The 22,923-nt window shown below is 68.0% G+C and carries 20 protein-coding genes; 9 read left to right on the plus strand and 11 right to left on the minus strand.

Translation table 11 applies throughout. The features are described from left to right. The first annotated feature begins 136 nt into the window (after positions 1-136). Positions 137-928: a hypothetical protein gene (locus O5I81_RS15840; RefSeq protein ID WP_271065826.1), complete on the plus strand. Its 792-nt coding sequence runs from the start codon at positions 137-139 to the stop codon at positions 926-928. Here the strand turns inward: O5I81_RS15840 and O5I81_RS15845 are convergent. After that, the gene (locus O5I81_RS15845; RefSeq protein ID WP_271065827.1) at positions 925-2,457 is read right to left on the minus strand and encodes a HAMP domain-containing sensor histidine kinase; all 1,533 of its coding nucleotides are present in this window, start codon (positions 2,455-2,457) and stop codon (positions 925-927) included. The two genes, O5I81_RS15840 and O5I81_RS15845, sit on opposite strands and share 4 nt — an antisense overlap. 203 nt (positions 2,458-2,660) lie before the next feature. Between O5I81_RS15845 and O5I81_RS15850 the strand changes: the two genes are divergently transcribed. After that, on the plus strand, positions 2,661-3,440 hold the full coding sequence (locus tag O5I81_RS15850; RefSeq protein WP_271065828.1) for a HAMP domain-containing sensor histidine kinase: 780 nt from the start codon (positions 2,661-2,663) through the stop codon (positions 3,438-3,440). Positions 3,441-3,460: 20 nt separating this feature from the next. After that, complete coding sequence (locus O5I81_RS15855) at positions 3,461-3,925, plus strand: SufE family protein (RefSeq protein WP_271065829.1); 465 nt, start codon at positions 3,461-3,463, stop codon at positions 3,923-3,925. A 17-nt stretch (positions 3,926-3,942) separates the two neighbouring features. Here O5I81_RS15855 and O5I81_RS15860 read toward each other — a convergent pair whose 3' ends face one another. From O5I81_RS15860 to O5I81_RS15900, 9 genes are all read right to left on the minus strand, one after another. Then, positions 3,943-4,449, minus strand: coding sequence for a PAS domain-containing protein (locus tag O5I81_RS15860; protein WP_271065830.1), 507 nt, complete (start codon positions 4,447-4,449; stop codon positions 3,943-3,945). Positions 4,450-4,669: 220 nt separating this feature from the next. Then, complete coding sequence (locus O5I81_RS15865; RefSeq protein ID WP_271065831.1) at positions 4,670-5,086, minus strand: MucR family transcriptional regulator; 417 nt, start codon at positions 5,084-5,086, stop codon at positions 4,670-4,672. 199 nt (positions 5,087-5,285) lie between these two features. Continuing rightward, positions 5,286-6,530, minus strand: a complete 1,245-nt coding sequence (locus tag O5I81_RS15870; protein WP_271065832.1) for a DUF2336 domain-containing protein — start codon at positions 6,528-6,530, stop codon at positions 5,286-5,288. A gap of 89 nt (positions 6,531-6,619) precedes the next feature. Continuing rightward, on the minus strand, positions 6,620-7,126 hold the full coding sequence (locus O5I81_RS15875) for a hypothetical protein (RefSeq protein ID WP_271065833.1): 507 nt from the start codon (positions 7,124-7,126) through the stop codon (positions 6,620-6,622). 120 nt (positions 7,127-7,246) lie between these two features. Further along, a complete protein-coding gene (locus tag O5I81_RS15880) occupies positions 7,247-8,122 on the minus strand; it encodes a crotonase/enoyl-CoA hydratase family protein (RefSeq protein ID WP_271065834.1) in 876 nt (291 codons plus the stop codon). Between the two features lie 355 nt (positions 8,123-8,477). After that, positions 8,478-9,803, minus strand: a complete 1,326-nt coding sequence (locus O5I81_RS15885; protein WP_271065835.1) for a cytochrome P450 — start codon at positions 9,801-9,803, stop codon at positions 8,478-8,480. An 81-nt stretch (positions 9,804-9,884) separates the two neighbouring features. Then, entirely contained in the window at positions 9,885-10,610 is a 726-nt protein-coding gene (locus O5I81_RS15890) for a hypothetical protein (protein WP_271065836.1), read from the minus strand. 328 nt (positions 10,611-10,938) lie between these two features. After that, positions 10,939-11,850, minus strand: coding sequence for an aminotransferase class IV (locus tag O5I81_RS15895; protein WP_271065837.1), 912 nt, complete (start codon positions 11,848-11,850; stop codon positions 10,939-10,941). 101 nt (positions 11,851-11,951) lie between these two features. Then, positions 11,952-17,828 carry a hypothetical protein gene (locus O5I81_RS15900; RefSeq protein WP_271065838.1) on the minus strand — a complete coding sequence of 1,959 codons (5,877 nt, stop codon included), beginning with the start codon at positions 17,826-17,828 and terminating at the stop codon, positions 11,952-11,954. Between the two features lie 620 nt (positions 17,829-18,448). On the opposite strand from O5I81_RS15900, the gene O5I81_RS15905 reads away from it, so the two are divergent. From O5I81_RS15905 to O5I81_RS15915, 3 genes are all read left to right on the plus strand, one after another. Then, positions 18,449-18,949, plus strand: a complete 501-nt coding sequence (locus O5I81_RS15905; RefSeq protein ID WP_271065839.1) for a tail fiber protein — start codon at positions 18,449-18,451, stop codon at positions 18,947-18,949. Positions 18,950-19,013: 64 nt separating this feature from the next. Continuing rightward, on the plus strand, positions 19,014-19,571 hold the full coding sequence (locus O5I81_RS15910) for a tail fiber protein (RefSeq protein WP_271065840.1): 558 nt from the start codon (positions 19,014-19,016) through the stop codon (positions 19,569-19,571). A gap of 58 nt (positions 19,572-19,629) precedes the next feature. Continuing rightward, positions 19,630-20,175, plus strand: a complete 546-nt coding sequence (locus O5I81_RS15915) for a tail fiber protein (RefSeq protein ID WP_271065841.1) — start codon at positions 19,630-19,632, stop codon at positions 20,173-20,175. A 90-nt stretch (positions 20,176-20,265) separates the two neighbouring features. Here the strand turns inward: O5I81_RS15915 and O5I81_RS15920 are convergent, their stop codons facing one another. Beyond that, positions 20,266-20,553 carry a hypothetical protein gene (locus tag O5I81_RS15920; RefSeq protein ID WP_271065842.1) on the minus strand — a complete coding sequence of 96 codons (288 nt, stop codon included), beginning with the start codon at positions 20,551-20,553 and terminating at the stop codon, positions 20,266-20,268. An 80-nt stretch (positions 20,554-20,633) separates the two neighbouring features. On the opposite strand from O5I81_RS15920, the gene O5I81_RS15925 reads away from it, so the two are divergent. Genes O5I81_RS15925 through O5I81_RS15935 form a run of 3 tightly spaced genes read left to right on the plus strand, consistent with a single transcriptional unit; the run spans position 20,634 to position 22,857 of the window. Next, positions 20,634-21,167, plus strand: coding sequence for a GNAT family N-acetyltransferase (locus O5I81_RS15925; protein ID WP_271065843.1), 534 nt, complete (start codon positions 20,634-20,636; stop codon positions 21,165-21,167). Then, positions 21,167-21,760 (plus strand): aspartyl/asparaginyl beta-hydroxylase domain-containing protein, encoded by a 594-nt coding sequence (locus tag O5I81_RS15930; protein WP_271065844.1) that lies wholly within the window; start codon positions 21,167-21,169, stop codon positions 21,758-21,760. The genes O5I81_RS15925 and O5I81_RS15930 overlap by 1 nt, the downstream gene beginning before the upstream one ends. Continuing rightward, positions 21,757-22,857 (plus strand): hypothetical protein, encoded by a 1,101-nt coding sequence (locus O5I81_RS15935; protein ID WP_271065845.1) that lies wholly within the window; start codon positions 21,757-21,759, stop codon positions 22,855-22,857. The genes O5I81_RS15930 and O5I81_RS15935 overlap by 4 nt, the downstream gene beginning before the upstream one ends. Positions 22,858-22,923: the final 66 nt, after the last annotated feature.

A 22,923-nucleotide genomic window follows, 5' to 3' on the forward strand; every position in this document is an offset into this window, starting at 1 on the left:
TGACGAGCCTGCGTGAGCAGATCAAGAGTCGGGCCGCCTGGTGGTCGGTGGGTTTGATCTGTGTTGCCCTGGTGGTGACCAGCCGTCCCGCGCATGCCGCCGGGGGGCCCTGGACCTGCTGTATGAGCGAACCGTGATGAGCGCGGCCGACCAGCGCTGCGCCCTGTTCACGCCGCAGATCAAGGCGGCGCTCGACGCCTCGCGGCTGCAGGCGCGCGGCGCGGCGCTGCGGGCCGGCGCGCCGAAGGAGACCCTGGCCGAGACTGAAGGCCGCGCCTGGCGCAAGGCCAAGGCCGTCGATTGCCGCTCGCCCGACATCGCCACCGCCGCCGGCCGGGTGCGCGGCGCCTTCGCCGGCTACGCCAAACTGGCCCGCATGAACTATCCGGGCGAGGTCGCCGGCTGGAGCGCTGACCGCTCGGTCTCCAAGTCTGGCGAGCGCTGGAAACTGTCGCAGACCAGCGCCTTCGGCTGGGACCGCCTGCAGTTCGGACTGGCGGGCCAGTATGGCGCGCCGCGCCTGACCGCCGTCGCCATCTTCGCCGACAACGCCACCCCCTACGCGGCCCGGCTGGTGATCCGCGACGTCACCCGCACCAGCGGCCCCTATCTGGACAGCCGTTCGCGCGGCAAGGGCGGCAAGCTGACCCTGGTCGCCCGCACCTCGCCCCGCTCGGCCTCCCGGGTGTTCACCGCCGAGGCCCGCGGGCCCGCCGGCCCCATGCTGCTGCCGGCCGAGGCCAAATCCGGCTGGGCCTTCCGCTTCTCCCCGACCGCCCAGGCGGCGCTGGCGGGCCTGGACCCTCGCGAGGCCGTGGTGGTGGAGTTCGTCTTCATCGGCCCGAACGGCGACAAGGTGCGCCAGGCGCATGTCGAGGTCGGTGACTTCGCGGCGGGAAGAGCGTTCCTGGCGGCGGGGGCGCGCTAACGCACCGGGCTGAACGCCACCACATTGTCCCCCGCCGGCTCGGCGGGCTGGACCGGGGGCAGCAGGACCGGCAGGCGGATGGTCACCGTCGTGCCCTGCCCTAGCGTGCTCTCGATGCCCATCTCGCCGCCGTGCAGTTCGGCGAAGGAGCGGACCAGCGACAACCCAAGCCCGGTGCCCATGGCCCGGCGGTCGCTGTCGCCGGCCTGTTCGTAGGGGCGGCCCAGCCGTTCCAGGTCCTCGGCCCCGATGCCGACGCCGGTGTCGGCCACGACCAGCTCGAAGACGCCCTCGAATCCATGGGCCGTCACCGTGATCGCCCCGCCCTTGGGCGTGAACTTCAAGGCGTTCGACACCAGGTTCAGGACGATCTGCTTCAGCGCCCGGCGATCGGCGTCGATCTCCAGCGGCTGGGTCGGCAGCAGGCCGCGCAGCTGAACCCCGGCCCCGTCGGCCTGCAGACGCATCAGGCGGAGGGCCGCCGACACCGCCTCGCGGGCGTCGAACGGTTCGCGCGACAGCTCGAAGCGGTCGGCCTCGATCTTCGACATGTCGAGCACGTCGTTGATCAGGTCCAGCAGATGGCTTCCGGCCTCATGCACCAGGCCGCTGTACTCGCCGTACTTGTCGGGCATCGGCCCGAACAGGCGCTGCCGCATGATGTCGGAGAAGCCCATGATGGCGTTGAGCGGCGTGCGCAGCTCATGGCTCATGTTGGCCAGGAACCGCGACTTGCCGCTAGCCAGGGTCTCGGCGTCGGTCTTCGCCTGTTCGAGGGCCGCCTCGCGGGCGCGGTCGGTGGTGGCGTCGCGGAGGACGGCCAGGATCATGTCGTCCTCGGCCCGGCGGAAGGAGACGGCGATCCATCGGTCCTGGGCAGACAGCGGGGCGAAGGCGACCTCGGCCCTGCCCTCGGTGGCGGCCGCCTTCAGGGCGGCGGCCACCGGCTCGCGCTGGGCGGCCAGCGCCGGCAGACCAAGCCGAACCAGGGCGTCGCTGTCGATGCCCTCCGGCGCGCGGCCGTAGAGGGCGCGGACCTTGCCGTGCGGATAGAGGGCGACCAGCAGGTGCGGCTGGCCCGACAACAGGCTGGTCAGCCGCTGTGTCTCGTTGTCCTGGCGGTCCTTGGCCTCGCGGGCCCGGCGACGGGCCAGCAGCAGGCCGGCGCCCAGGGCGAGGACGATCACCGCCATGCCGAGCAGGCCCAGCGCCATGGCCACCGGCGGGCTGGGCGCCGGCAACGAGACGCCAAGCAGCTGGCCGAGCGCGGCGACGGCGGCGGCGGCGATCGAGAGCAGTGCTCCGGCGGTGGTCAGCCGGTCCCGGCCTCGCTCGGGGCCCATGACCAGGGCGATGGCCAGCGGACTGAGACAGAGGACGCCCAGCGGCCCGCCGATTCCGCCCGACAGCAGGGCGCCCAGCACCCCGGCGGCGGCCGAGAGAGCGAGCAGCAGCAAGGGATCGGGGCGCGCGGGCTTGCGCGCCTCGGTCCGGGCGTCGGCACTGTGATCGGTCGGATCGTCGGTCAACGGCCTGAGCTTGGCGTCCCTGCCCCACTGTGGGTCGTTAAGACATTACCCGCGCCGGGGCCCGAGCAGAAGCGCGCACAATCGGCGGGCGACGGATCAATGGGGGAGCCTTTGTGGATAGGCCCGCCAAGGAAACGGATTCGTAAGCGGCGGCTGGCACAACCGCATGGAAGCCGCTCGGAAGCGCGGCGCGAAAGGCCAGAATGACCCGCGCGGCGTTCCAGACTGTCGTCCCCTTCGAGCCGCCGGGTCCTCTCCAGGACCAGGCCGCCGCCGAACGCCGGGCGATTTTCGACGAGCAGAAGAAATCCTTCCTGCGCATGGTCAGCCATGAACTGCGCACGCCGCTCAACGCGGTGATCGGTTTCTCCGAGATTCTGGCCTGCGAACTCTACGGCCCGCTCGGCTCGCCGCAGTACCGGGAATACGCCGAACACATCCTGGCCAGCGGCCACAAGCTGCTGACCATCGTCAACCAGGTGCTGGAAATCGCCCGGCTGGAGGGCCATGCCGCCGACATGGGCCTGGGGCCCGAGGCGCTGGACCATGCGCTGGAAGACACCCTCGAGCAGCTCAGCGTCGATCTGCGCGAGACCGGCGTCAGCATCGACATCGGCGACGATACCGCCCTGCCCAGCGTCATGGCCGACGGCCGCGGCCTGCGGACCATGCTGTTCAACCTGCTGCAGAACGCGGTGACCTGGTCGCCGGCCGGCGGCGTGGTCACCGTCTCGGCCAGCCCTCGCGCCGGCATGATCGACATCGTCATCCGCGACAGCGGCCCCGGCGTCGATCCGGCCGACATCCCGCGCCTGCTGAAACCCTTCGAGCAGGGCCAGTGTCCCCTGACCCGCAAGGCCAACGGCGCGGGCCTGGGCCTGCCGATCGTCGAGGCGCTGAGCGGCGCCATGGGCGGCGGACTGGAGATCATCAGCGCCAGCGGCGAGGGCCTGACCGCACGGCTGAGCTTGCCCGCCGCCTGATCGGGGGCTAAGGCCCCGGCATGACTTCTCCAATTGTCGATGAATTCGAAGCTCTGGCCGGAGAGTTCGAGAGCTTGGGCGATGGCTTCACCGAAAAGGAGGCCTGGGAGCACCGATATGGGCATGTCATCGACATGGGCAAGGCGTTGCCTCCTTTGCCCGAGGCGTTTCTGGCGGCCGAGCATCGTGTTCCAGGTTGCGCCACGCCCGCTTGGTTCGCCACCAGCCACGATAGCGATGGCTCGCTCGTTCTTAGGGGCGATGCGGAAGGGATGATAACCCGCGGCATCATGTCAATTATGTTGCGGCTATTCGACGGACAGAGCGCATCTGATGTCTTAGCCTTCGACGCGAAAGCTGCATTCAAAAGACTGGATCTAGAAAATCACCTGGTGCCGTCACGAGCAAACGGTCTCGGGACCATCCTGGATTGGATCTATCGTGAAGCAAGAGTAGCGGTCGCAAGCTCGCCTGTGCAGAACTAGCTTGAACTTCGACTGACCTAGGCGGCCCGGATGCCGCTGGAATAGACCGCGCGCTCACTCTTCAGGCCGATGACCGCGTCGTAGCCGAGGATCATGTCCACCTCGCAGCCGTCGCTGGCCAGCGGCAGGCGCAGCCACAGGGTCGAGACGTGGGAGGCGCCGCGCCAGGCCATGCTGTGCGAGCCGACGCGCGGCCTGCGGTCGGCGACCACGGCGTCCAGCTCGGTGCGCCAGTAGTCGGCGGCGGCGCTGTTGTAGAGGTCGGTCAGCTTCATGCCGGTGATCTCGCGGCCATAGACCGAGTAGAGGCCGGTGCCGGCCAGGCGCTGGCGGTAGTCGATCGTGCCGTCATCCCGGCGGATGACGTCGATCAGGCTGACGGTCGGCAGCAGGCGCTTGAAAGCTTCCGGACAGATGTCGGCGCGGGCCGGCAGGCGGCCCGATCGGCGCTGAGAGGCCCAGTAACGCAGGAGCTCTTCGTGAGCGCGGGCTGCAAGAGCCGAGGCGCCCAGTTGCGCGACCATCTACAGAATCCTTAACAACCCTTTGAATCACCTGTGATTCACTATCGCTTAACCGACGAATCGGGAGCAAGGGTTTTTTCGCCGCACCGGGGAAGATTCTGTTTTTGAGTCAATCAAAAAGAGAACTGTGGTTTCCGTAGGCAACCTGAGAGTCAACGAAAACGCCCGCCGGACTCTCCGGCGGGCGTTCCCGAGTCGATGGTGAATCGACGGTCAGTTCCTAGCGGCGCTTCTTGGCCTGACGGCCGCCCTGGCCGAGGCCCATCTGCTTGGCCAGGTCCGAGCGGGCCTTGGCGTAGTTCGGCGCGACCATGGGGTAGTCCTTGGCCAGGCCCCACTTGGCCCGGTATTCTTCCGGGCTCATGTCGTACTTGGTGCGCAGGTGGCGCTTCAGCGACTTGAACTTGCGGCCGTCTTCCAGGCAGATCAGGAAGTCGGGGGTGATCGAACGCTTCACCGGAACCGCCGGCTCCTTGGGGGCGACTTCGACGGTCTCGACGCCGGTGGCAACGCCGCTGAGGGCCTTGTGCACCGACTGGATCAGAGCCGGAATGTCGTTGGCCGACACGGAGTTGTTGCCGACGTAAGCGGACACGATGTCGGTCGTCATCTCGATGATGGCGGATTTATCTTCCATGGCCGGGGGTTCCATTTGGAAAGTGTTGAGCTGTTTCTTGCCCGGACGTCTCGCCCGGCTGCTGGCTGCATAAGCCGTGTCGCCAATGAAGACAACCCCAACGACGATATTTGAAACAACAGTAGAGTGTTGCTCACCGAAAGGCTGCGGATGAGCGGATAGTCGTCAGTGAACAGCCAAAACCTGCGGATTCCAGCGTTCAACGCGCGAAATCACGCCCCAAGGCGAGCATGGCCGCCCGCTGTGGGGCGGAGAATTCATCGACGGCGTCGTCGTCGCCGTCGCGGATAGCCTTCATCAGGCTGGGCGTCAGAGCCGAGGAGAGGGCCCAGTTCCAGTAACGCAGCACCGTCTGGGCCCGATCGACGGCCAGGGAGTCGAAACAGGTCAGCACGCGCTCGAGCGCCGGGGTGATGTTGCCGGCCCCGTCGGTTTCCGGCCGCCGCAGGCCGCGCCAAAGGGCTTTGACGGCGCCCTTCGGCAGGCCGGTCGCCTTGCACAGGATGGCGATCGGCTCGCCGCCCGGGTCGGTCATGATCTTGGCGCCGGTCATCGGCTTCAGGCCGGAGAGGTAGCTGATCTCCTCGGCCAGTTCGCGGGTCATGCCGCTCTGCGCCGCGGCGATCGCTTCGTCGAGGCTGCCGAACGGACTCTTCTCGATGGCGGCGCGATTGCGCTGGCGCCGCTCGATGAACTGCAGGGCCTTGCGGGTCAGAGGGTCCTGCCAGCCTTCCTCGGCGGCCAGCGAGAAGAGGTCGCCGACCGCGTCCTGCAACACTTCGCGCGAGACCGCGAACCGCTGCAGGATCAGCCGCCGGCAGTCGGCGTCGGCCCACCAGAACATGATGTAGGCGTGGCTGGGCCGCAGCTCCGGCCGCCGCAGCAACAGGGCGATCAGCCGGGGATTGTCGCGGGTGCAGGCGACGATGGTCTCCAGCGCGCCGTGGCTGAGCCGGGCCATGTCGTTGCGCAGCAGGGCTTCCAGCACCGGCTGCTCGCAACGGCGGACCAGGGCGTCGCCGACCGCCTCGCCCACCCCGCGGCGCAGGGCGATCAGGCGGCGGTGTTCGGGTTCGGCGTGGAGGGCGCAGTCGATCAGGTCGGCATCGCCCAGGTGCTGGCTGTGCTCCAGCAGGTTGGCGGCGATCTGGATGGTGTCGCGCAGCAGCATGCGGGCCAGCGACGGCGGCACGTCAGCGATGTTGGCCAGGCGGCGGGCCACCTTGGCCCGTTCCTCGGGCGCGGCCTCGCGCAGCATCTCGATCAGCAGGTCGGAGGTCATCGCCCGCTCGAAGGCGTTGACCCGGCTGCCGGGCAGGCAAACCACATCGGCCAGACGCTTGAGCAGGGTGGCGCGGGAGCGGGCCACGGGCGCGACCACGGGCGTCGCCCCCGACGGTTCGGGGGCGTCCTCCACGGGGCGCTTGGGGGCGGGCTCGCTCATCAGGACTCCGGTTGCGGCGATCAGCCTAACGCCTCGCCGTTAACTACCGGTGACGAACGCCTTGCCCTCGAAGGGGGTTCAGCCGGTTGTCAGGCGAAACTTGCCCGCTCCGGCTTGGAGGCCGGGTGGGTCTGGGTGAACAGGTTGCGGCGCTCGATCAAGATGCTCAACCCGGCCAAGGCCGCGATGGCCACCGCCAGCAGGAACATGGCCCCCTTGTCGGTCGGCAGGTTCAGGGCGTCGATCTGGGCCGCCGTCATCCCCTGGGCCAGGGCCTGCGACAGCGGGCCGGGCTTGGGAATCTGCCAGCCCAGCCAGGGCGACAGGTGGAAGACGATGGCCCCGAGGGCGACGGCCAGGCCGAGCATGGCCCCCCGCTGCCGCATGGCGGGCCAGAGCACCAGGCCGGCCGCGACCAGTTCCAGCACGGCGGTGACGTACCGCAGGCCGGGCTCGAACAGGCCGATCCCCGACTTGGCCGCGATCAGGCCGAAGACCGGATTGGGATCCAGTCCGAAAAACTTCTGAAAACTCATGGCCAGCAACAACCCGGCGAGCGCCAGGCCGAACGACCAGCTCAACACGCGATCCATCATGGCGTTTTCTCCCGTGAGACTCTGTGTGGTCTCAGCGGGAGAAAGATTGCGCCCGGTCTGCTACTTTGACGAGTCACGCTTCCGCGACGGAAAGTGGCCGCGAAACCTGAAACGAATGCTCTACTTGAACTGGGGCTCTTCCCAATCGGGCCAGATGTCGGGCAGATCGCTCGACACCTTGTTCGGGTAGTTCGGGGCCCGCTTCTCGAGGAAGGAGGTGACCCCTTCCTTGGCGTCGCCCTGGGCCCCGCGGAACTGGATGGCCCGGCTGTCGGCGCGGTGGGCGTCCATCGGATGCGCCGCCCCGACATTGCGCCACAGGAGCTGACGGGTCAGGGCGATGGACACCGGGGCGGTGTTGTCGACGATCTCGCGGGCCAGGGCGCGGGCGGCCGGCAGCAGGTCTTCCGGCGCGTGCAGCGAGCGCACCAGGCCGCCGTCCTTGGCCTCCTGGGCCGGGAAGACGCGGCCGGTGTAGCACCACTCCAGGGCCTGCTGCATGCCAACGAGGCGCGGCAGGAACCAGGATGAGGCCGCTTCCGGGGTGATGCCCCGGCGGGCGAAGACGAAACCGAACTTGGCCTCGGTCGAGGCCAGACGGATGTCCATGGCCAGCTGCATGGTCACGCCGATGCCGACGGCGGCGCCGTTGACGGCGGCGATCACCGGCTTCTTGCAGTCGTAGATGCGCAGGGTCAGGCGGCCGCCGCCGTCGCGATAGATGTTGTCGACCTTGCCGCTCTCGCGGACGTCCTCGTTGCGCGAGGCGTAGTCGAAGGTCGAACCGCCAGTGCCCAGGTCCGCCCCGGCGCAGAAGGCGCGGCCCGAGCCGGTGACGATCACCGCCTTGACCGCGTCGTCAGCGTCGATCTGGTCGAAGCAGTCGATCATCTCCAGCATCATCTGGGCGGTGAAGGCGTTCATCCGCTCCGGCCGATGCAGGGTCAGGGTCGCGATGCCGTCCTCGACGACGTACTGGATGGTTTCGTAGGCCACGGACGGCTCCCTCTATTGATTTGGCGGCATAGAAGCCTCCCCTACCCCACGGAAGGCAAGCGCGGCTATCGAAGCGGCAGGCCATTATACCGCCGCCCCCGACCCACGAAAAATGGCGACGTCGGCCAAGGTGCGGAGGAAACGCCCGCCGGCGTGGGTTTTGGCGTGGCTTCGGCGCGGGGCGCGTAGGCTTCGGCGTAGCCCCGACGTAGGCCGATGCGCGGGCTTTGTGGGCCCCGCCGAGGGGCAAGGGACCTACGCCGTCCGCCCAACCCCGGAAAACGGCGCCCGGAGCCGCTCAAACCCGATGAATATGTCTAGACATATTCATCGGCACTTGAAATTGTTGAACTTTTTAGCTGCTGAAGGCCACGCCCAGCCGCCGGATGGCGTGGACGAAGTTGTTCGGGGCGATGTCGATGTCGCCGGTCCAGCGGATGTCGGGGTAGCGGGCCAGCAGCTGGCGCCAAGTTTCCTCCAGCTGCAGCTGGGCGACGCGCTTGCCGATGCAGACGTGCGGGCCGTAGCCGAAGGCGATGTGCTTGTCGGCATTGGCGCGGGTCACGTCGAGGACATCGGGGTTGTCGAACACGGCCGCGTCGCGGTTGCCCGAGCCGTAGTACATGATGACCTTCTGGCCCTCGAGGATGCGCTGGCCGGCGACCTCGGCGTCCCGGGTGGCGGTGCGGCGCATGTAGATCACCGGGCTGACCATGCGGATGAACTCGTTGACGGCATTGGGCAGCAGGCCGTCGTCGGCCAGCAACATCGCGCGCTGGTCCGGGTGTTCGGTGACCAGCTTCACCGAGCCGGACAGGGTGTTGCGGGTGGTGTCGTTGCCGGCGAAGACGATCAGCAGCCAGCTGCCGTCGAGGTATTCGTCGGAGAGGAAATCACCCTCCAGCTGGGCGCGGGCGATGGCGCTCATCAGGTCGGGCTGGGGGTCCTGGCGGCGCTTGTGCAGCATGTGCCGGCCGTAGTCGAACATCTCCTCGACGTTGGTGTTGAAGTCCTGGATGAACTGCATCAGCTCCAGAGTCGGGCCGGCGGCCAGGTTGGCCTGCTCGGTGGCCATGTTCTGGGCCAGCTCGAGATAGTGCATCCACTTGAGGAACTTCGGCCGGTCCTCCGGCGGCACGCCAAGGATCTCGCAGAGGGTGAACAGCGGCAGCTGCGAGGAGAAGTTCTCGACAAAATCCAGCTCACCCCGGCCGGCCATCGCGTCCAGCAGGCGGGTGATCTCGGCCTTCACCTTGACCTGCAGCTCGCGCAGGTAGCCGGGGGTGAAGTAGGGCATATGCTCGCGGCGCAGCTGCAGGTGCCAGGGCTGGTCCATGTTGATCATGGCGTCCATCGAGGCGCGGAACAGCAGGGCGTGGCGCTGCTCGGGCTTGCCGACCGCCATCAGGATGCCGCCGCGCTGGCTGGAGAAGGTTTCCGGATCGCCGTTGACGGTCATGATGTCGGCATGGCGGGTGACGGCCCAGAAGCCGGGGCCCTCGCGCGGTTCGGCATGCCACATGACCGGCGCCTCTGCCCGCATGCGGGCGAAGTCGGCCCAGGGCTGGCCATGGGCGAAGTTCATCGGGTTGGTCAGGTCGATACCGTCCAGCACCGGCCAGGCGAGCGGCGTATCGGGACCTGGACGGGCCTCCTGGACGGTCTGGCTGAGCAGCTCCATGGTCTCTTCCCTGGATAAGTTATCGTTGGTTACCCGGGACCTTGGCCCCTCCCCGTCCCGGCGCCAAGCTGTGACGTGGCGTCAGGCCACAAGCTTGTGCGCCGCCAGCCGCTCGTAGAGAGGTCTGGCCTGGTCGGCGATGCGCCGCAGGTTGTCGGGCAGGTCGGGCGCGGCCTCGGCGGCCGGCGGCCCAAAGCCGGTCGAGCGCTCGACGGCGTCGTACCAGGCCGGCGCCCAGACGCCGTCGCTGTCCCGGGGGCCGGCCGGCCAGGTCAGCATGTGGTCGCTGAACGGGATGCCCAGGCCGGCGCAGAGGGCGGTCAGGACGGCGCGCGGATCGGCCAGCACGTCGGCGCCCTCGACGACCGGGGGGCTGCGGCCCAGGCGGTCGCACTCGCGGTCGAACAGCTCGCCCTGCCGCTCGACGCCGATGTCGGCCAGGGTCACCTCGCCGCGCTTGCGCACATAGGAGGCCAGCACGGCGGCCGGGTCGCGGATCAGGAAGGCGTTGATGCAGGCCCCGGTCCAGGACAGGTCGACGCCGGGCAGCATGTGGTGGGTCATGTGCTTCTGGTAGAAGACCGGCGCCGCCGCCTCCCCGGCCATGGCGGCGGCCACCGTGGCCCAGTCGGTGGATTGCGAGGCCAGAACCTCCTCGCGCATGGGATGGTCCAGGCCGGTGGCGGCCAGGTAGGCGGCGTAGAAGGGCTCGTCGACGACGACGGTGTCGGGGCGGTTCTCGAAGGACCGCATCATCGCCGTGGAGATGTTGCGCGGCCCCGACCACATGGCGATGCGCAGGGTCATCGAAGTCCTCTCTCGCCTTCAAGGGCAGGGCGATCGCAAGCGGCAACCGACGTCCAAGACCGGGTCAGCCGCCGTGAGAGGTCCCTTCTCCCCTTGCGGGAGAAGGTGGCCCGAAGGGCCGGATGAGGGGTCGATAGGTCGTTCAGCCGCGCTGAGGTGTTGGCGACTGGCTGGGTCGATGGCCGGGGAGCCCCCTCATCCGACGCCTTCGGCGCCACCTTCTCCCGCGAGGGGAGAAGGGAGCCCAGAGGCGAACTCACAATCGATGGCTCTCTGCGAAATGCGATAGACCTCCCAGCATAGGGGAGCGTGGCGCCGTGCATCAGCCTCATCGAACCGCCTCCGCGTCCTTGAGCGCTTCGTACAGGGCCCTCAGTTTCGTCGTCATCGGGCCCGGCAAGGCCAAGGGCAAGGTCACACCGTCGATCTCCCGCACCGGGGTCAGGCCGCCGAAGGTGCCGGTGACGAAGGCCTCGTCGGCGGCGCGGCAGTCCTCGGGCGGGAAGTCGCCGAGCACCAGCGGAATGCCGTTCTGCTCGCACAGGCGGATGACGTTGCCGCGGGTCACGCCGTTGAAGCAGTAGTCGCCGCGCGAGGTGCGCACCTGGCCGTCCCTGACCCAGAAGAAGTTGGTGGCGTTGCAGCTGGACACGAAGCCGTGCGGATCGAGCATGATCCCCTCGTCGGCGCCCAGCGCGATGGCCTCGTTGAGGGCGATGATCAGGTTGAGCCGGCTGTGGGAGTTCAGCCGCATGTCGAACATCTCGGCCGGGCTGCAGCGGATCGACACCGTGGCCAGCTTCAGGCCGCGGGTGACGATGGACGGGCTCGGCGTCTTCCACTCGGCCAGGATCACCACCGTTGGCGTGCCCAGGGCATTGCGCGGGTCCTGGTTGGCCGCCGACTTCGGCCCCCGCGTCACCATCAGCCGCAGGTGAACGCCGTCCTCCATGCCGTTGGCGGTGAGGAGGTCATCCAGCGCCGCAACCACCTGGTCCCGGCTCATGCCGATTTCGAGGCCGATGGCGGCCGCCCCGGCGAACAGGCGGTCGAGGTGGGTGTCCAGGAACACCAGCCGGCCCCTGTGCAGCCGCAGCCCCTCCCACACCCCGTCGCCGACCACGAAGCCGGCGTCGAAGATCGAGACCTTGGCGTCCTCCTTGCGGACAAGCTGGCCATTCAGCCAGACACGGGCGTCGGCGTTGCGCGGGTCGAGGGCGAAGTCCTGGCTGCCGGCCATGCGATGTCTCCAGAGGCGATCTTTGGGGAATCCCAGACATGAAACAGCCGGCCCTGGATGACCAGAGCCGGCTGCTAAAGTTCAGACGCGGAGGGCGTGGATCAGAGGATCCAGCCGCCCGTGCCGTCCAGGAAGGTCCCGGGCGCGATGACGTTGCCGCTCGTTCCCGTGTGGTCGCCGTCGAGACGCAGCGAGTAGTCCGCCTTCTTGTCCCCGTTGACGTCGAGGCGCAGGTAGGTGGAGGCCGTGGTCGCGTCGTAGGTCAGGGTCGCTTCGCCGGCCACGCCGCTGAAGGTGCTGAGCACCGTGGCGAAGTGGAAGGCCTGATTGCCGGCCAGGTTGGCGTTGGCGTCGATGGCCGACAGGTCGACCCGGTCACCGCCGGCGACGCTGAAGTCGAAGATCCGGTCGGTCTCCAGGGTGACCAGACCAACGCTTTCCTGGCGGACCGCGAAGACGTCATAGCCGCTGCCGCCGGTCAGCAGGTCGTTGCCGAGACCACCGTAGATGACGTCGTTGCCGGCGCCGCCGTTGATGGTATCGACCCCGGCCTTGCCGTCGAGGATGTTGACGCCCTCGTTGCCGGTGATGGCGTTGGCGGCGCTGTTGCCGGTGCCGGAGATGTCGCCGGCGCCCGCCGTCAGTTCCAGGGCTTCGATATTGTCGCCCATGATGTAGGTGGCCGCGGAGGAGCGGACGACATCGTAGCCCTCGCCCACGTTCTCGCTGACGACGTCATTGTATTCGTTGACGATATAGACGTCGTTGCCGAGGCCGCCGTACATCTTGTCCGGACCGGCCTCCCCGTCGAGGTAGTCGTTGCCGTCGCCACCCGTGAGGGTGTCGGTCTCGGAGCCGCCGTACATGTAGTCGTTGCCGATACCACCGACCAGCTGGTCGAGGCCGGCGCCGCCGTACAGCTTGTCGGCGCCGTCGCCGCCGTCCAGCTGGTCGTTGCCGTCCTCGCCGAACACCGAGTCGTTGCCGGCTCCGCCCGCGGCCGTATCGTTGCCGAGACCGCCGTGGACCTGGTCGTTGGAGTCGCCGCCGTCGAGCACGTCGTTGCCGGAGCCGCCGTCGAGGTAATCCTTGCCGCCGAAGCCGTAGAGCTTGTCGGCCCCGTCCATGCCCGACAGGATGTTGACCCCGTCATTGCCGTTGATGGTGTTGTTCGAGGCGTTGCCCGTGCCGTCGGAGTCGCCCGAGCCCAGCAGGGTCAGGTGTTCCAGGCCGGCGCCCAGCACGTAGGTCCCCAGCGACTTGACGGTGTCGATGCCGCTGCTGTCGGTGATGGTGTCGCCGGCGTCATCCACGAAGTAGACGTCGTTGCCGGCGCCGCCGTTCATGTCGTCGGCGCCCGTGCCGCCATCCAGGGTATCGTTGCCGTTGCCGCCGACGAGATCGTCCGCGCCGGCGCCGCCGTTGAGGATGTCGTTGCCTTCATCGCCGTTCAGCTGGTCGTTGTCGTCGCCGCCATTCAGCTTGTCGGCCTGATCGCCACCGTTGAGGGTGTCGTCGCCCGCTTCGCCGTTGATGACGTCGCCGCCGCCGAGGCCATCGACGGTGTCGTTGCCGCCGCCGGCGTTGACGGTGTTGCCGATGCCGTTGCCGGTGATGGTGTCACCACCGCCGGTGCCCAGGTAGATGTCGCCGCTGTCGGTCTCACCGTTGATGATGATGGTCACCGTCGCCACGTCGCCGCCGTCCACCGTGTAGGTGAAGGTGTCGGTGTCGTCGCTGTTGCCGGCCCCGGCCGAGGCGTCGACGAGGTCGTCGAAGGCGCCGTTGGGATCGTAGTCGAAGGTGCCGTTGGCGTAGACGGTCAGCAGGGCGCCGCTCGGCAGGGCGAACTGCACGCCGTAGGTGATGGCGGCGCCGTTGACCTCGGTGATGTCGGAGACGCCGCTGTCGGCGCCCGAGCCGTTGTCGGCCAGCAGGTCGCCGGCGACGATCGGCGCCGATTCCGTGGTCGAGAAGGCGTCGTCCTGGGCGTCGCCGCCGCCGTCGACGATGGTGATCACCGTGGCGGTCTGGCTGCTCGGCGTCGTGCCGTCGGTCACCGTGATGTTGACGGTGCGGCTGTTGTCGGTGCCGCCGACGTTGGCGTCACCCGTGAAGTCGTAGGTGATTGAGCGGATGGCGGCCTGGTAGTTGGCGACCGTAGCGCTCCCCGACAGGGTCAGGACCCCGGTGCCGGAATTGTAGACGCCGGTGATGCCGTTCTGGTCGACGAAGATCAGCGTATCACCCGCCACGAAGTCGGAGATCGAGATCGTCGCGCCGGTCATGTTGGCGCTGTCGACATCGGTGACCGTGAAGGCCGGCGTCACGGCGATCGCACCCGCGCCCTCGGTGAAGGTGGCGGTGGTGTCAGCGTTGACGGTCGGAGCATCGTTCACCGCGGTGACCGAGGTGCTCAGGGTCATCGTCGAGTTGGAATAGACGGTCGAGCCGCCCGAGCCGGTCAGCGAGGAGTCCAGGCGGGTGCCGGTGACCACCGGGCCGGCCGAGCTGTCAATCAGCAGGACGACGATGCTGCCGGGGTTACCGGAATAGTTGGCATTCGGGACGAAGCGCAGGGAGTCGCTCGACGAGACCAAGTAGGTGTTGGTCGGGCTGAGGGTCGGCAGGTTGATCCAGCTGCCGCCCGTGAACACCTGCCAGACGCCCTGGGTCGCGGAGTTGGCATTGTTGATGCCGATCATGATGCCGGCGAAGGTGTTCGGCGAACTTCCGCCGGCGACGTTGTCGGCCGCGTCGGAGAAGTGGGTGCCGAACAGGTTGGCGACGGTATCGCCGGCCGGATTGACGGCGTCTTCGCTGATCGCTGTCAGGGTCGTGGTCGTGCCGCCGATGACCGTCGGCGCGTCGTTGACCGCGATGATGTTCGGTTGACTGATGACCACCGTGCCGGTGCTGTAGGGGGTCGTGCCGCCGCGGGTGGAGACGTCGCGGTCCTCGCCGAAGGTGATCGACGAGCCGGAGTTGTCGACCAGCACCACGGTCAGGGTGGGGGCCGGACCGTTGAAGTTGGCGGACGGCGAGAAGCGAATGGGCGTGCTGACGCTGAACATCTGGGCGACCGCTTCACTGGCCGTGCCGATGTTGATCCAGGAGGCGCCGTTCCAGGCCTGCCATTGACCAACGCCAGCGGCGCTGCCGTTGGCGATGACCGCCACGCCCGTGAAGGCGCCGGCGCTCGACCCACCGTTGCCCGACTGATTGTCGGCCGCATCGCTGTACTGTCCGGACAGCAGGCTGCTGAAGGTCTGGGTCAGCGAGTTGCTGTTGGTGTCCTCGGTGACCTGGACCGCCGTTTCCGTCCCGTCGCCACTCACGACCGGAGCGTCGTTCAGCGCCGTGACGGTGATGGTCCGCACGTCGCTGTCGCTGAGGGCGCCGCCGGTGCCGCCGAAGCCGCCGTCGTTGGTCGCGACGGTGATGTCGATGCCGCCGTTCAGGTTGGCCGGGATCGAGCCCAGCACCAGGCCGTTGACCGCCGCCAGGGTGGCGTTGATCTCGTTCTGGGTGCCGGTGATGGTGACCGAGGCGGTGCCGTTGCCGGAGATGTCGCCGCCAGTCAGGCCGCCGGAGACGTTGGTCAGCAGGGTCAGGACGCCGTATTCGGACGTCAGGGTGACCGTGATGTCCTGGGTCGCCGGGTTGGCGTCGGCGTCGGACACCGAGATGCCGGTGACGGCGACGCTGCCGACGTCTTCGTTCACCGAACCGCCCGCGCCGACGCTGTTGACCGGGTTGTCGTTGACGCCGGTGACGGTGACCGACACGCCCTGCTCGTCGCTGACCATCAGGCCGTCGCTGACCGAGAAGGCGATCGTGCGCGTGCCGTTGGCCCCGTAGTTGGTCGGGTTGTCGCCCGACACCGCGTAGCGGACCAGAGCCAGCGCCGCCTGGTATTCGGCGAAGGTGGCGGCGCCGGTCAGGGTCATGATGCCGGTGGAGTCGCTGTAGCTGTAGGCGATGCCCGAGCCGGCGATGGTGCCGCTGACCGAGCCGTCGATGGTCAGGCGGTCCTGGTGGCTGGCGCCCGACTGGAAGCCCGAGCTGATGCGGATCACCGCGCCGGCCAGGTTGTCGGCAAGACCAGTGGTGTCGAGGTCGTTCGCCGCGGCGGACGAGATCACCTGCACGGCCGTGTCGAAGCCCGAGTTCGCGCCGGCGGTTTCGGTGTAGGTCGCCGCACTGGAGGTCACGGTCAGGGTCGGGGCGCGATAGATATCGAACCCGTCGAGCTGCATGCCGTTGGTGTTGGAGACGTTCTCGAAGAAGACCACGCCGCCGCCGGTCAGCAGGCCGCTCCAGATGCCTTCGTCGCCGGCGCCGCCGGTGCCGCCGGTGGTGTCGGTGACGTACCAGCGACCGGTGGTGAAATCGATTTCGAAATCGTCGAGCAGCCCCTGCGGGCCGCCGCCGCCCGGCGTCTGGACATAGATCTGGGTGAAGGTCCCGGCCGCGTTGCCGGTCAGGGCGTAGCTGTAGATGCCGCCCGGACGGACAACGGGCGCGGTGCCGCTGCCGCCGCCGGTGCCGCCGTCGCCGTCGGTGTCTTCCAGCAGCGTCGCCGTGGCGAAGTACAGCATGGTGCCGTCGGGGCTGATTTCGACCCCTTCGAGCGAGCCGAGTTCGCGCGGGAAAGCTTCCCCGGGGGTGGTGAGGACGCCGGCGTCGTCGTCGTCGGGGCTGAAGGGCAGGACGCCGTAGGTCAGGGCGCCGGCCGAACCGGAGGTCAGGCCGCTGGCGTCGTAGATGTAGTTGCGCGAGACGATGTCGCCGTCGGCGGCCGCCGTCACCCGGTGGCTGGAGATGTAGATGTGGCCGGTGGCGAAGTTGATGGTGAAGTCGTCGACGAAGTTGTTGGCGTTGCCGTTCGGGTTGCCGGAGCCGAGGTTGACCAGGGTCACCGGCGTCTGGCCGGCGGTGTCGTAGTTGACCCGCTGGATGGTGCTGCCGTGGCTGAAGAAGACCTGGTGGTTATCCTCGTCGATGACCAGGTTGAGGATCTGCGAGGCGTTGCCCGAGGCGGCGTCGCTGTAGAGGATGGTCAGGGTCGGCACGCTGGTCGAGCCGGGGTTGCCGAGCAGGTCGCTGAGGTTGCCCTGGTAGATGCGGTTGGTGCCGGCCTGGTCGCTGTCGAGGAAGAAGTACTTGCCGGCGACGGTGTCGATGACGATGTCGCGCGGCCGGACATGCATGGTCTGGTAGCCGGCGCTTTCGTCACCGTCGGAATTGTAGACCCGCACCTGGTTGAAGCCGGCCGTGCCGGAGCTGACGGTGGCGTCGCCGCTGATCAGGACGACACCGTCGCCGCTGCCGCCGTTGGTGGCGCCGACAATCAGGAAGTCGGGCGCGGTCAGGAGCACGTCGGGCAGGATCTGCACGTCGGCGTTGGTGGTGTCGCGGTTGTCCGTGGTCCAGTTGGCCGCGTCCATGATCGCCTGCAGCAGGCTCTGGCCGGGATTGACCAGGGCGTTGTGCTGATGCGTGGTCGGACCGGCGTAGGCGCCGCTGTCGGCGTCGATGGCCAGGGCGCTGGTCCCGACCACCAGGCCGGTGTTCGCCAGGCTGCCGTTAAAGGTTCCGTTGTCGCCGAACTCGATGGCCGACAGGAAGGTGGTCGGCGTGTTGGCGTCGGTTCCCTGGAAGATATAGAGGGCGTCGCCCGCCTCATCGAGGTCGATGCCCGCGGTCGTCAGCTGACCGGCGGTGATGGTGATCACCGTGCCGGCCGGGAGGTCGGCGCCCGCCGTGTAGGTGAAGGTGCCGTCGCCGCCGCCGGCGGTGAAGGCCGAGCCGTTCCAGGTCCGGTCGGTGAAGTAGATTACCGTGCCCGAGCCGATCGGCGCCAGCAGGACGAACTGGATGACGTTGGTGGTGGCGGGATCACCGCTGCCATCCGTCTGTGCGGTATTGAAACCGACTACGGCGACGTCACCGGTCGTGAGCGTGGAAGCGGCCATCTGAATTTCTCCCCCCGGGACGCGCCCGGCTTAATCTACAAGGTGGGCGCGGCCTGCCGCCGCCCCCGCGTCAGCCCCTCGTCGCCCGACCTTTGGTCGGTGTCGGCGCGGCGGCCATGATTTTCGATACATACCCCAATACACGGACCGCGCGAATATCCTTTGGCGACACGCGCGACCTCCGCGACCTTGCGCTGACGCTCCCGAGTCACATCGGGATTCCGCGCGCGGCGAAGCAGTAGAATCTCGTTGGCTGTTAATTGTAAACCCCGTTCGGACCCGCGAACGATGGTTTGCGAAAAGAATTCTCACGCCGGTGTCTCCACGGTGACAATCTCGCCCCGAACGGCGTCGCGGAGGTCGGCCAGCCGACGCGGGCCTTTGCGCGGCAAGGGATAGCGCGAACTGAGTATTGAAAAACGTGTGAGGTCCCGAACTCACGCTGGGCGCGAAAGGGGCCTATTGCCGCTGTCGAAAACGTGGTCTACGGTTAGCAAATCTGCGGTGGGGGGCCCCGGGGATTCCAGTGTTCCAGCAACCCCCGACCGGTTCGGCCGACGTCTTGGCGCGGCGCCTAGGGGACATTGAACATGGCTCAGCCGTATATTGGTGAAATTCGCATGTTCGCGGGTAATTTCCCGCCATCGGGATGGATGTTCTGCGAGGGCCAGCTCATTCCCATTTCCGAGAACGACACCCTGTTCAACCTGATCGGCACCACCTACGGCGGTGACGGCCAGGAGACCTTCGCCCTGCCGAATCTCTCCGGCCGACTGCCGGTGCACCAGGGCCAGGGGCCGGGCCTCAGCCAGAACTACGTCATCGGCGAGATGGCCGGGGTCGAGTCGGTCACTCTGACCACCCAGCAGATTCCGGTTCACACCCACCCGATGCTGGCCACCAACCAGAACCCGGTCGCCCTGCCGACCGGCGCCATGATGGGCGTCCCCAACGGCGGGCCCGCCGGGACGGTGATCTACGGCACCGACGCGCCGCTGACGACGCTGAGCCAGGCCGGCAACCAGATTGTCGGCGGCAGCCAGCCGCATGAGAACATGCAGCCCTACCTGGCGGTCAATTTCATCATCTCGCTGTTCGGCGTCTATCCGAGCCAGAACTAATCTCGCGCCGCGGACGAGCCCGGTCGGGCTCGCCGCCGACGTCAAAATCGTTGGAGCCCATCCGATGTCCAATCCCTTCGTCGCCGAGATTCGCATGTTCGCCGGCAACTTCGCCCCCAAAGGTTGGGCGCAGTGCAATGGTCAGCTGCTGCCCATCTCGCAGAACACCGCCCTCTTCTCCTTGCTCGGCACCACCTATGGCGGCGACGGCAAGTCGACCTTCGCCCTCCCCAACCTGGAAGGCTCCTCGCCGATCCACGCCGGCCAGAGCACGACCGGCAGCCAGTACTTCCTCGGCCAGCAGTCGGGCAGCGAGTATGTCACCCTGCTGCAGACGGAAATCCCGGCCCACACCCACGCCATGCAGGCCAGCAACAACGACGCCAACCCCGACCCGGCGATCGGCGCCAATCCGGCCAGCCAGCTGCCGGCCAAGGGCAGCTATGACGACGGCGGCAATACCGGGGTCGTGGCCTTCTACACCTCCAGCCCGCCGAACGTGATGCTGAACTTCCAGTCGACGGCCCTCGCCGGCGGCAGCCTGCCGCACAACAACATGCAGCCCTACCTCTGCGTGCTGTTCATCATCGCCATGCAGGGCGTCTTCCCGCCCCGGCCGTAGCCGCCACATCATCTCCTCTCCGGCCAAGGCCGGCTGACCTTTTCGAAGGACCAAAACGATGTCCACACCGTTCCTGGCCGAGATCAAGATCATCTCCTGGAACTACCCGCCAAAGGGCTGGGCGTTCTGCAACGGCCAGTTCCTGCCGATCAACCAGAACCAGGCGCTGTTCTCGCTCCTGGGCACGACCTACGGCGGCAATGGTCAGACCACCTTCGCCCTGCCCGACTTTCGGGGTCGCACGCCGGTCCACCAGGGCTCGGGCTTCACGCTCGGCCAGGTCGGCGGGCAGGAGTTCCACACCGTCACCATGTCGGAAATGCCGACCCACAATCACGCGATGGGGGCCAGCAACACGACGACCCAGGCGACGGCCCTGAACACGACGCCGGGCTCCGCCAAGACCCTCGCCGGCGGCGTCGCCGCCAAGCAGGGCGGCGGCACCCAGAACGTCAACATCTACGGCAGCGGCAGCGCGACGACGACCCTGGCCGCCAACTCGGTGACCACGGTCGGCGGCAGCCAGCCGCACGAGAACCGCCAGCCCTTCACGGTGCTGAACTTCATCATCGCGCTGCAGGGCATCTTCCCCTCGCAGAACTGATCAAGGGTCCTTTGCAGAACGACAGAACGCCCATTCCGGCCCGGCCGGAGTGGGCGTTCCGCTGTCAGCGCCGACGGGCGCGACCGCCGGTCAGTTGAACGACGACTGGTATTCCTGGAAGTCGCCCGGCGGCGTCAGGACCGCCCCCACATGCAGCCAGAAGGCCTCGCCGGTCTCGGTCTTGCAGTCGCGGATCTCGGTCGCCATCACCGGCTGCCTCGGTCCCCGGAAGATCAGCAGGAAGGGTTGTCGGGTCTGGTGCGGCTGCATCGGATAGTCGATGATCCGGTCCAGGGTCAGGGCCGGCTCGAAGCCGTCGAAATGGAACGCCTTTCCGACATGCGGCGTGAAATCTTCCTTGGTCAGCAGCTTGGTCATCGACCCCTCCCCGGCTACACCGGATCGTTCTTAAGTTGCCGGCCGGGTGCTCACAAGCCCTTGCCGGAAGGGGGCCGCCAATGTCCGAAACGATCGTGATCCCGTGGTCCGGAGGCGACCTCGTCCTGCGCCCCGAGGCCCCAGACGACCTGATCTTCCGCTATGAGCTGTTCTGCAATTCGCGGACGCCCGAATGGTACCAGGCCGGCCTGCCGGACGCGCTGATGACCCAGCTGATGCAGCACCAGTTCAGGGCCCAGACCGACAGCTATCTGGCCGAGTTCAGCGAGGCGCGGTTCGACATCATCGAGCTGAACGGCCGGCGGATCGGCCGCATCGTCGTCGACCGGGCCCATGGCGACATCAATCTGGTCGACCAGGCCATCATCCCCGAGCTGCGCAACCAGGGCATGGGCACGGCCATCCTGCGCTGGCTGATCGCCGAATCGACCGCCGCCGACTTGCCGATCAGCCTCTATGTGGCCAATTCCAACGATCCCTCGCTGCACCTCTATCGCCGGATGGGCTTTCGGGAGATCGAGGACACCCAGGTCTACATCAAGATGATCCGGCCGCCGGGGCCGGAGGCGCCGCCGCCGCCAGAGGCAAGCTGATGTTCCTCGCCTTCAACCTCGAGCAGACCTTCGACGTGGCGCGGCTGCGGGCCGACCTGGCCCGGGTCGAGGCCGCCGACTGGGTGCCGCACTTCAACCGCGCCTACTACGAGGGCGACTGGAGCGCCGTGGCCCTGCGCTCGATCGGCGGCCTGCCGCGCCGCATCGACCCCTCGCCGGCCGCGACCGACTTCCGCGACACGCCGCACATGGTCCGCTTTCCCTATTTCCAGGAGGTGGTCGCCGCCTTCCCCATGCCCCTGCGCACCGTGCGGCTGCTGCGGCTGGCGGGCGGGTCGAGCATTATGGAACACACCGACGTCGATCTCGGCTACGAGGACGGCATGGTCCGCTTCCATGTGCCCATCGTCACCAGCCCGCTGGTCGAGTTCCGGCTGGGCGGCCAGCGCATCGACATGCTGCCGGGCGAGGCCTGGTACATGGACTTCAACCAGCCCCACAGCGTCCGCAACACGGCCGATATCGACCGGGTGCACCTGGTCATCGACGGCTTCGTCAACGACTGGGTGCACGGGGTGTTCGCCGAAGCGGCGAGCCGATTCGACGCCGACCAGCCCGGCGCCCCGGCATGAGCGTCCAGACCTGGCTCGACCTGCGGGCCAGGGTGCTGGCCGACCCGGCCCTGCAGGTCCGCCTCTGGGCCCTGCCCGATCCGGCCGGCTTCCGCGCCGCCCTTACCGATCTGGGCGCCCCGGCCGAAGGGCCCTGGCCCTGGGACACCGGCCCCTTACGCCTGCCCGGCCGCGGCGCGCCGCCTGTCGGGGCCCCGCCGGCCGGGCCCGGCTGGACAATCGCCACCCTCGATTTCGCCTTCGCCCATTGGGTCCAGACCGGCGGCGAAGCCCCGACCGCGCCCTTCTACGGCAGCGACCTGCTGGCCTGGGGCGCCCGCCCGCTGAACCGATTCCTGGACCCACGCACGCCGCTCGAGGCCCTGGCCGCCGTCGCCGAACAGCCGGCCCCGGACGGGCTGATCTTCCATATGTCGCGCTGCGGCTCGACCCTGGTGGGCAATATGCTGGCGGCGGCCCCGGGGACCCTGGTGCTGTCCGAGCCGCGCGCCATCGGCGACGGCCTGCGGCGCGTCGATCTGGACGAGGCGCAGCGCGCCGCCCGGCTGCGGGCCGTGGTCGCGGCCCTGCGCGCCGCCCACGGTCCGGCCGCTCATTGCGTGATCAAGACCGAGGCCTGGTCGATGGTCGACCTGGCCATCTTCCGCCGCGCCTTCCCGGCCACGCCCTGGATCTTCCTGCACCGGGCCCCGGTCGAGGTCCTCGCCTCGCAAGCCCGCCTGCGGGCCCCGGAAATGACCTTCGGCATGAGCGATTCGCCGCTGCCGGGCATCTCGCCGCAGGAGGCGGCCGGCCTCTCGCCCGACGACTATTGCGCCCAGTCGCTGGGCGTCATCTGCGCGGCGGCCGTCGCCGGCCTGCGCCAGGGCGGCGGCGAGGCCATCGCCTATGACAGCCTGCCCGGCGCCGTGGCCGGCCGCATCGCCCCCCTGTTCGGGCTGCCAGAGGCGGGCGAGGCCATGACGGAGCGAGCCACCTTCGACGCCAAGCGGCCGGGCGAGCGATTCCGCGCCGCCGACGCCTCCGCCGACCCGGGGCTGCAAATTCTCGCCGCCAAGTGGATCAATCCAAGTCTTGCCACCCTGTCTGGCAGTTGATCACGGCGCCGCTGGGTCAATCGCAAGGACCCTCACAGGCAAAACGTGCATCTTAAGGTAAATCGG

The organism is Caulobacter sp. NIBR1757 (assembly GCF_027912495.1).
GTDB lineage: Bacteria > Pseudomonadota > Alphaproteobacteria > Caulobacterales > Caulobacteraceae > Caulobacter.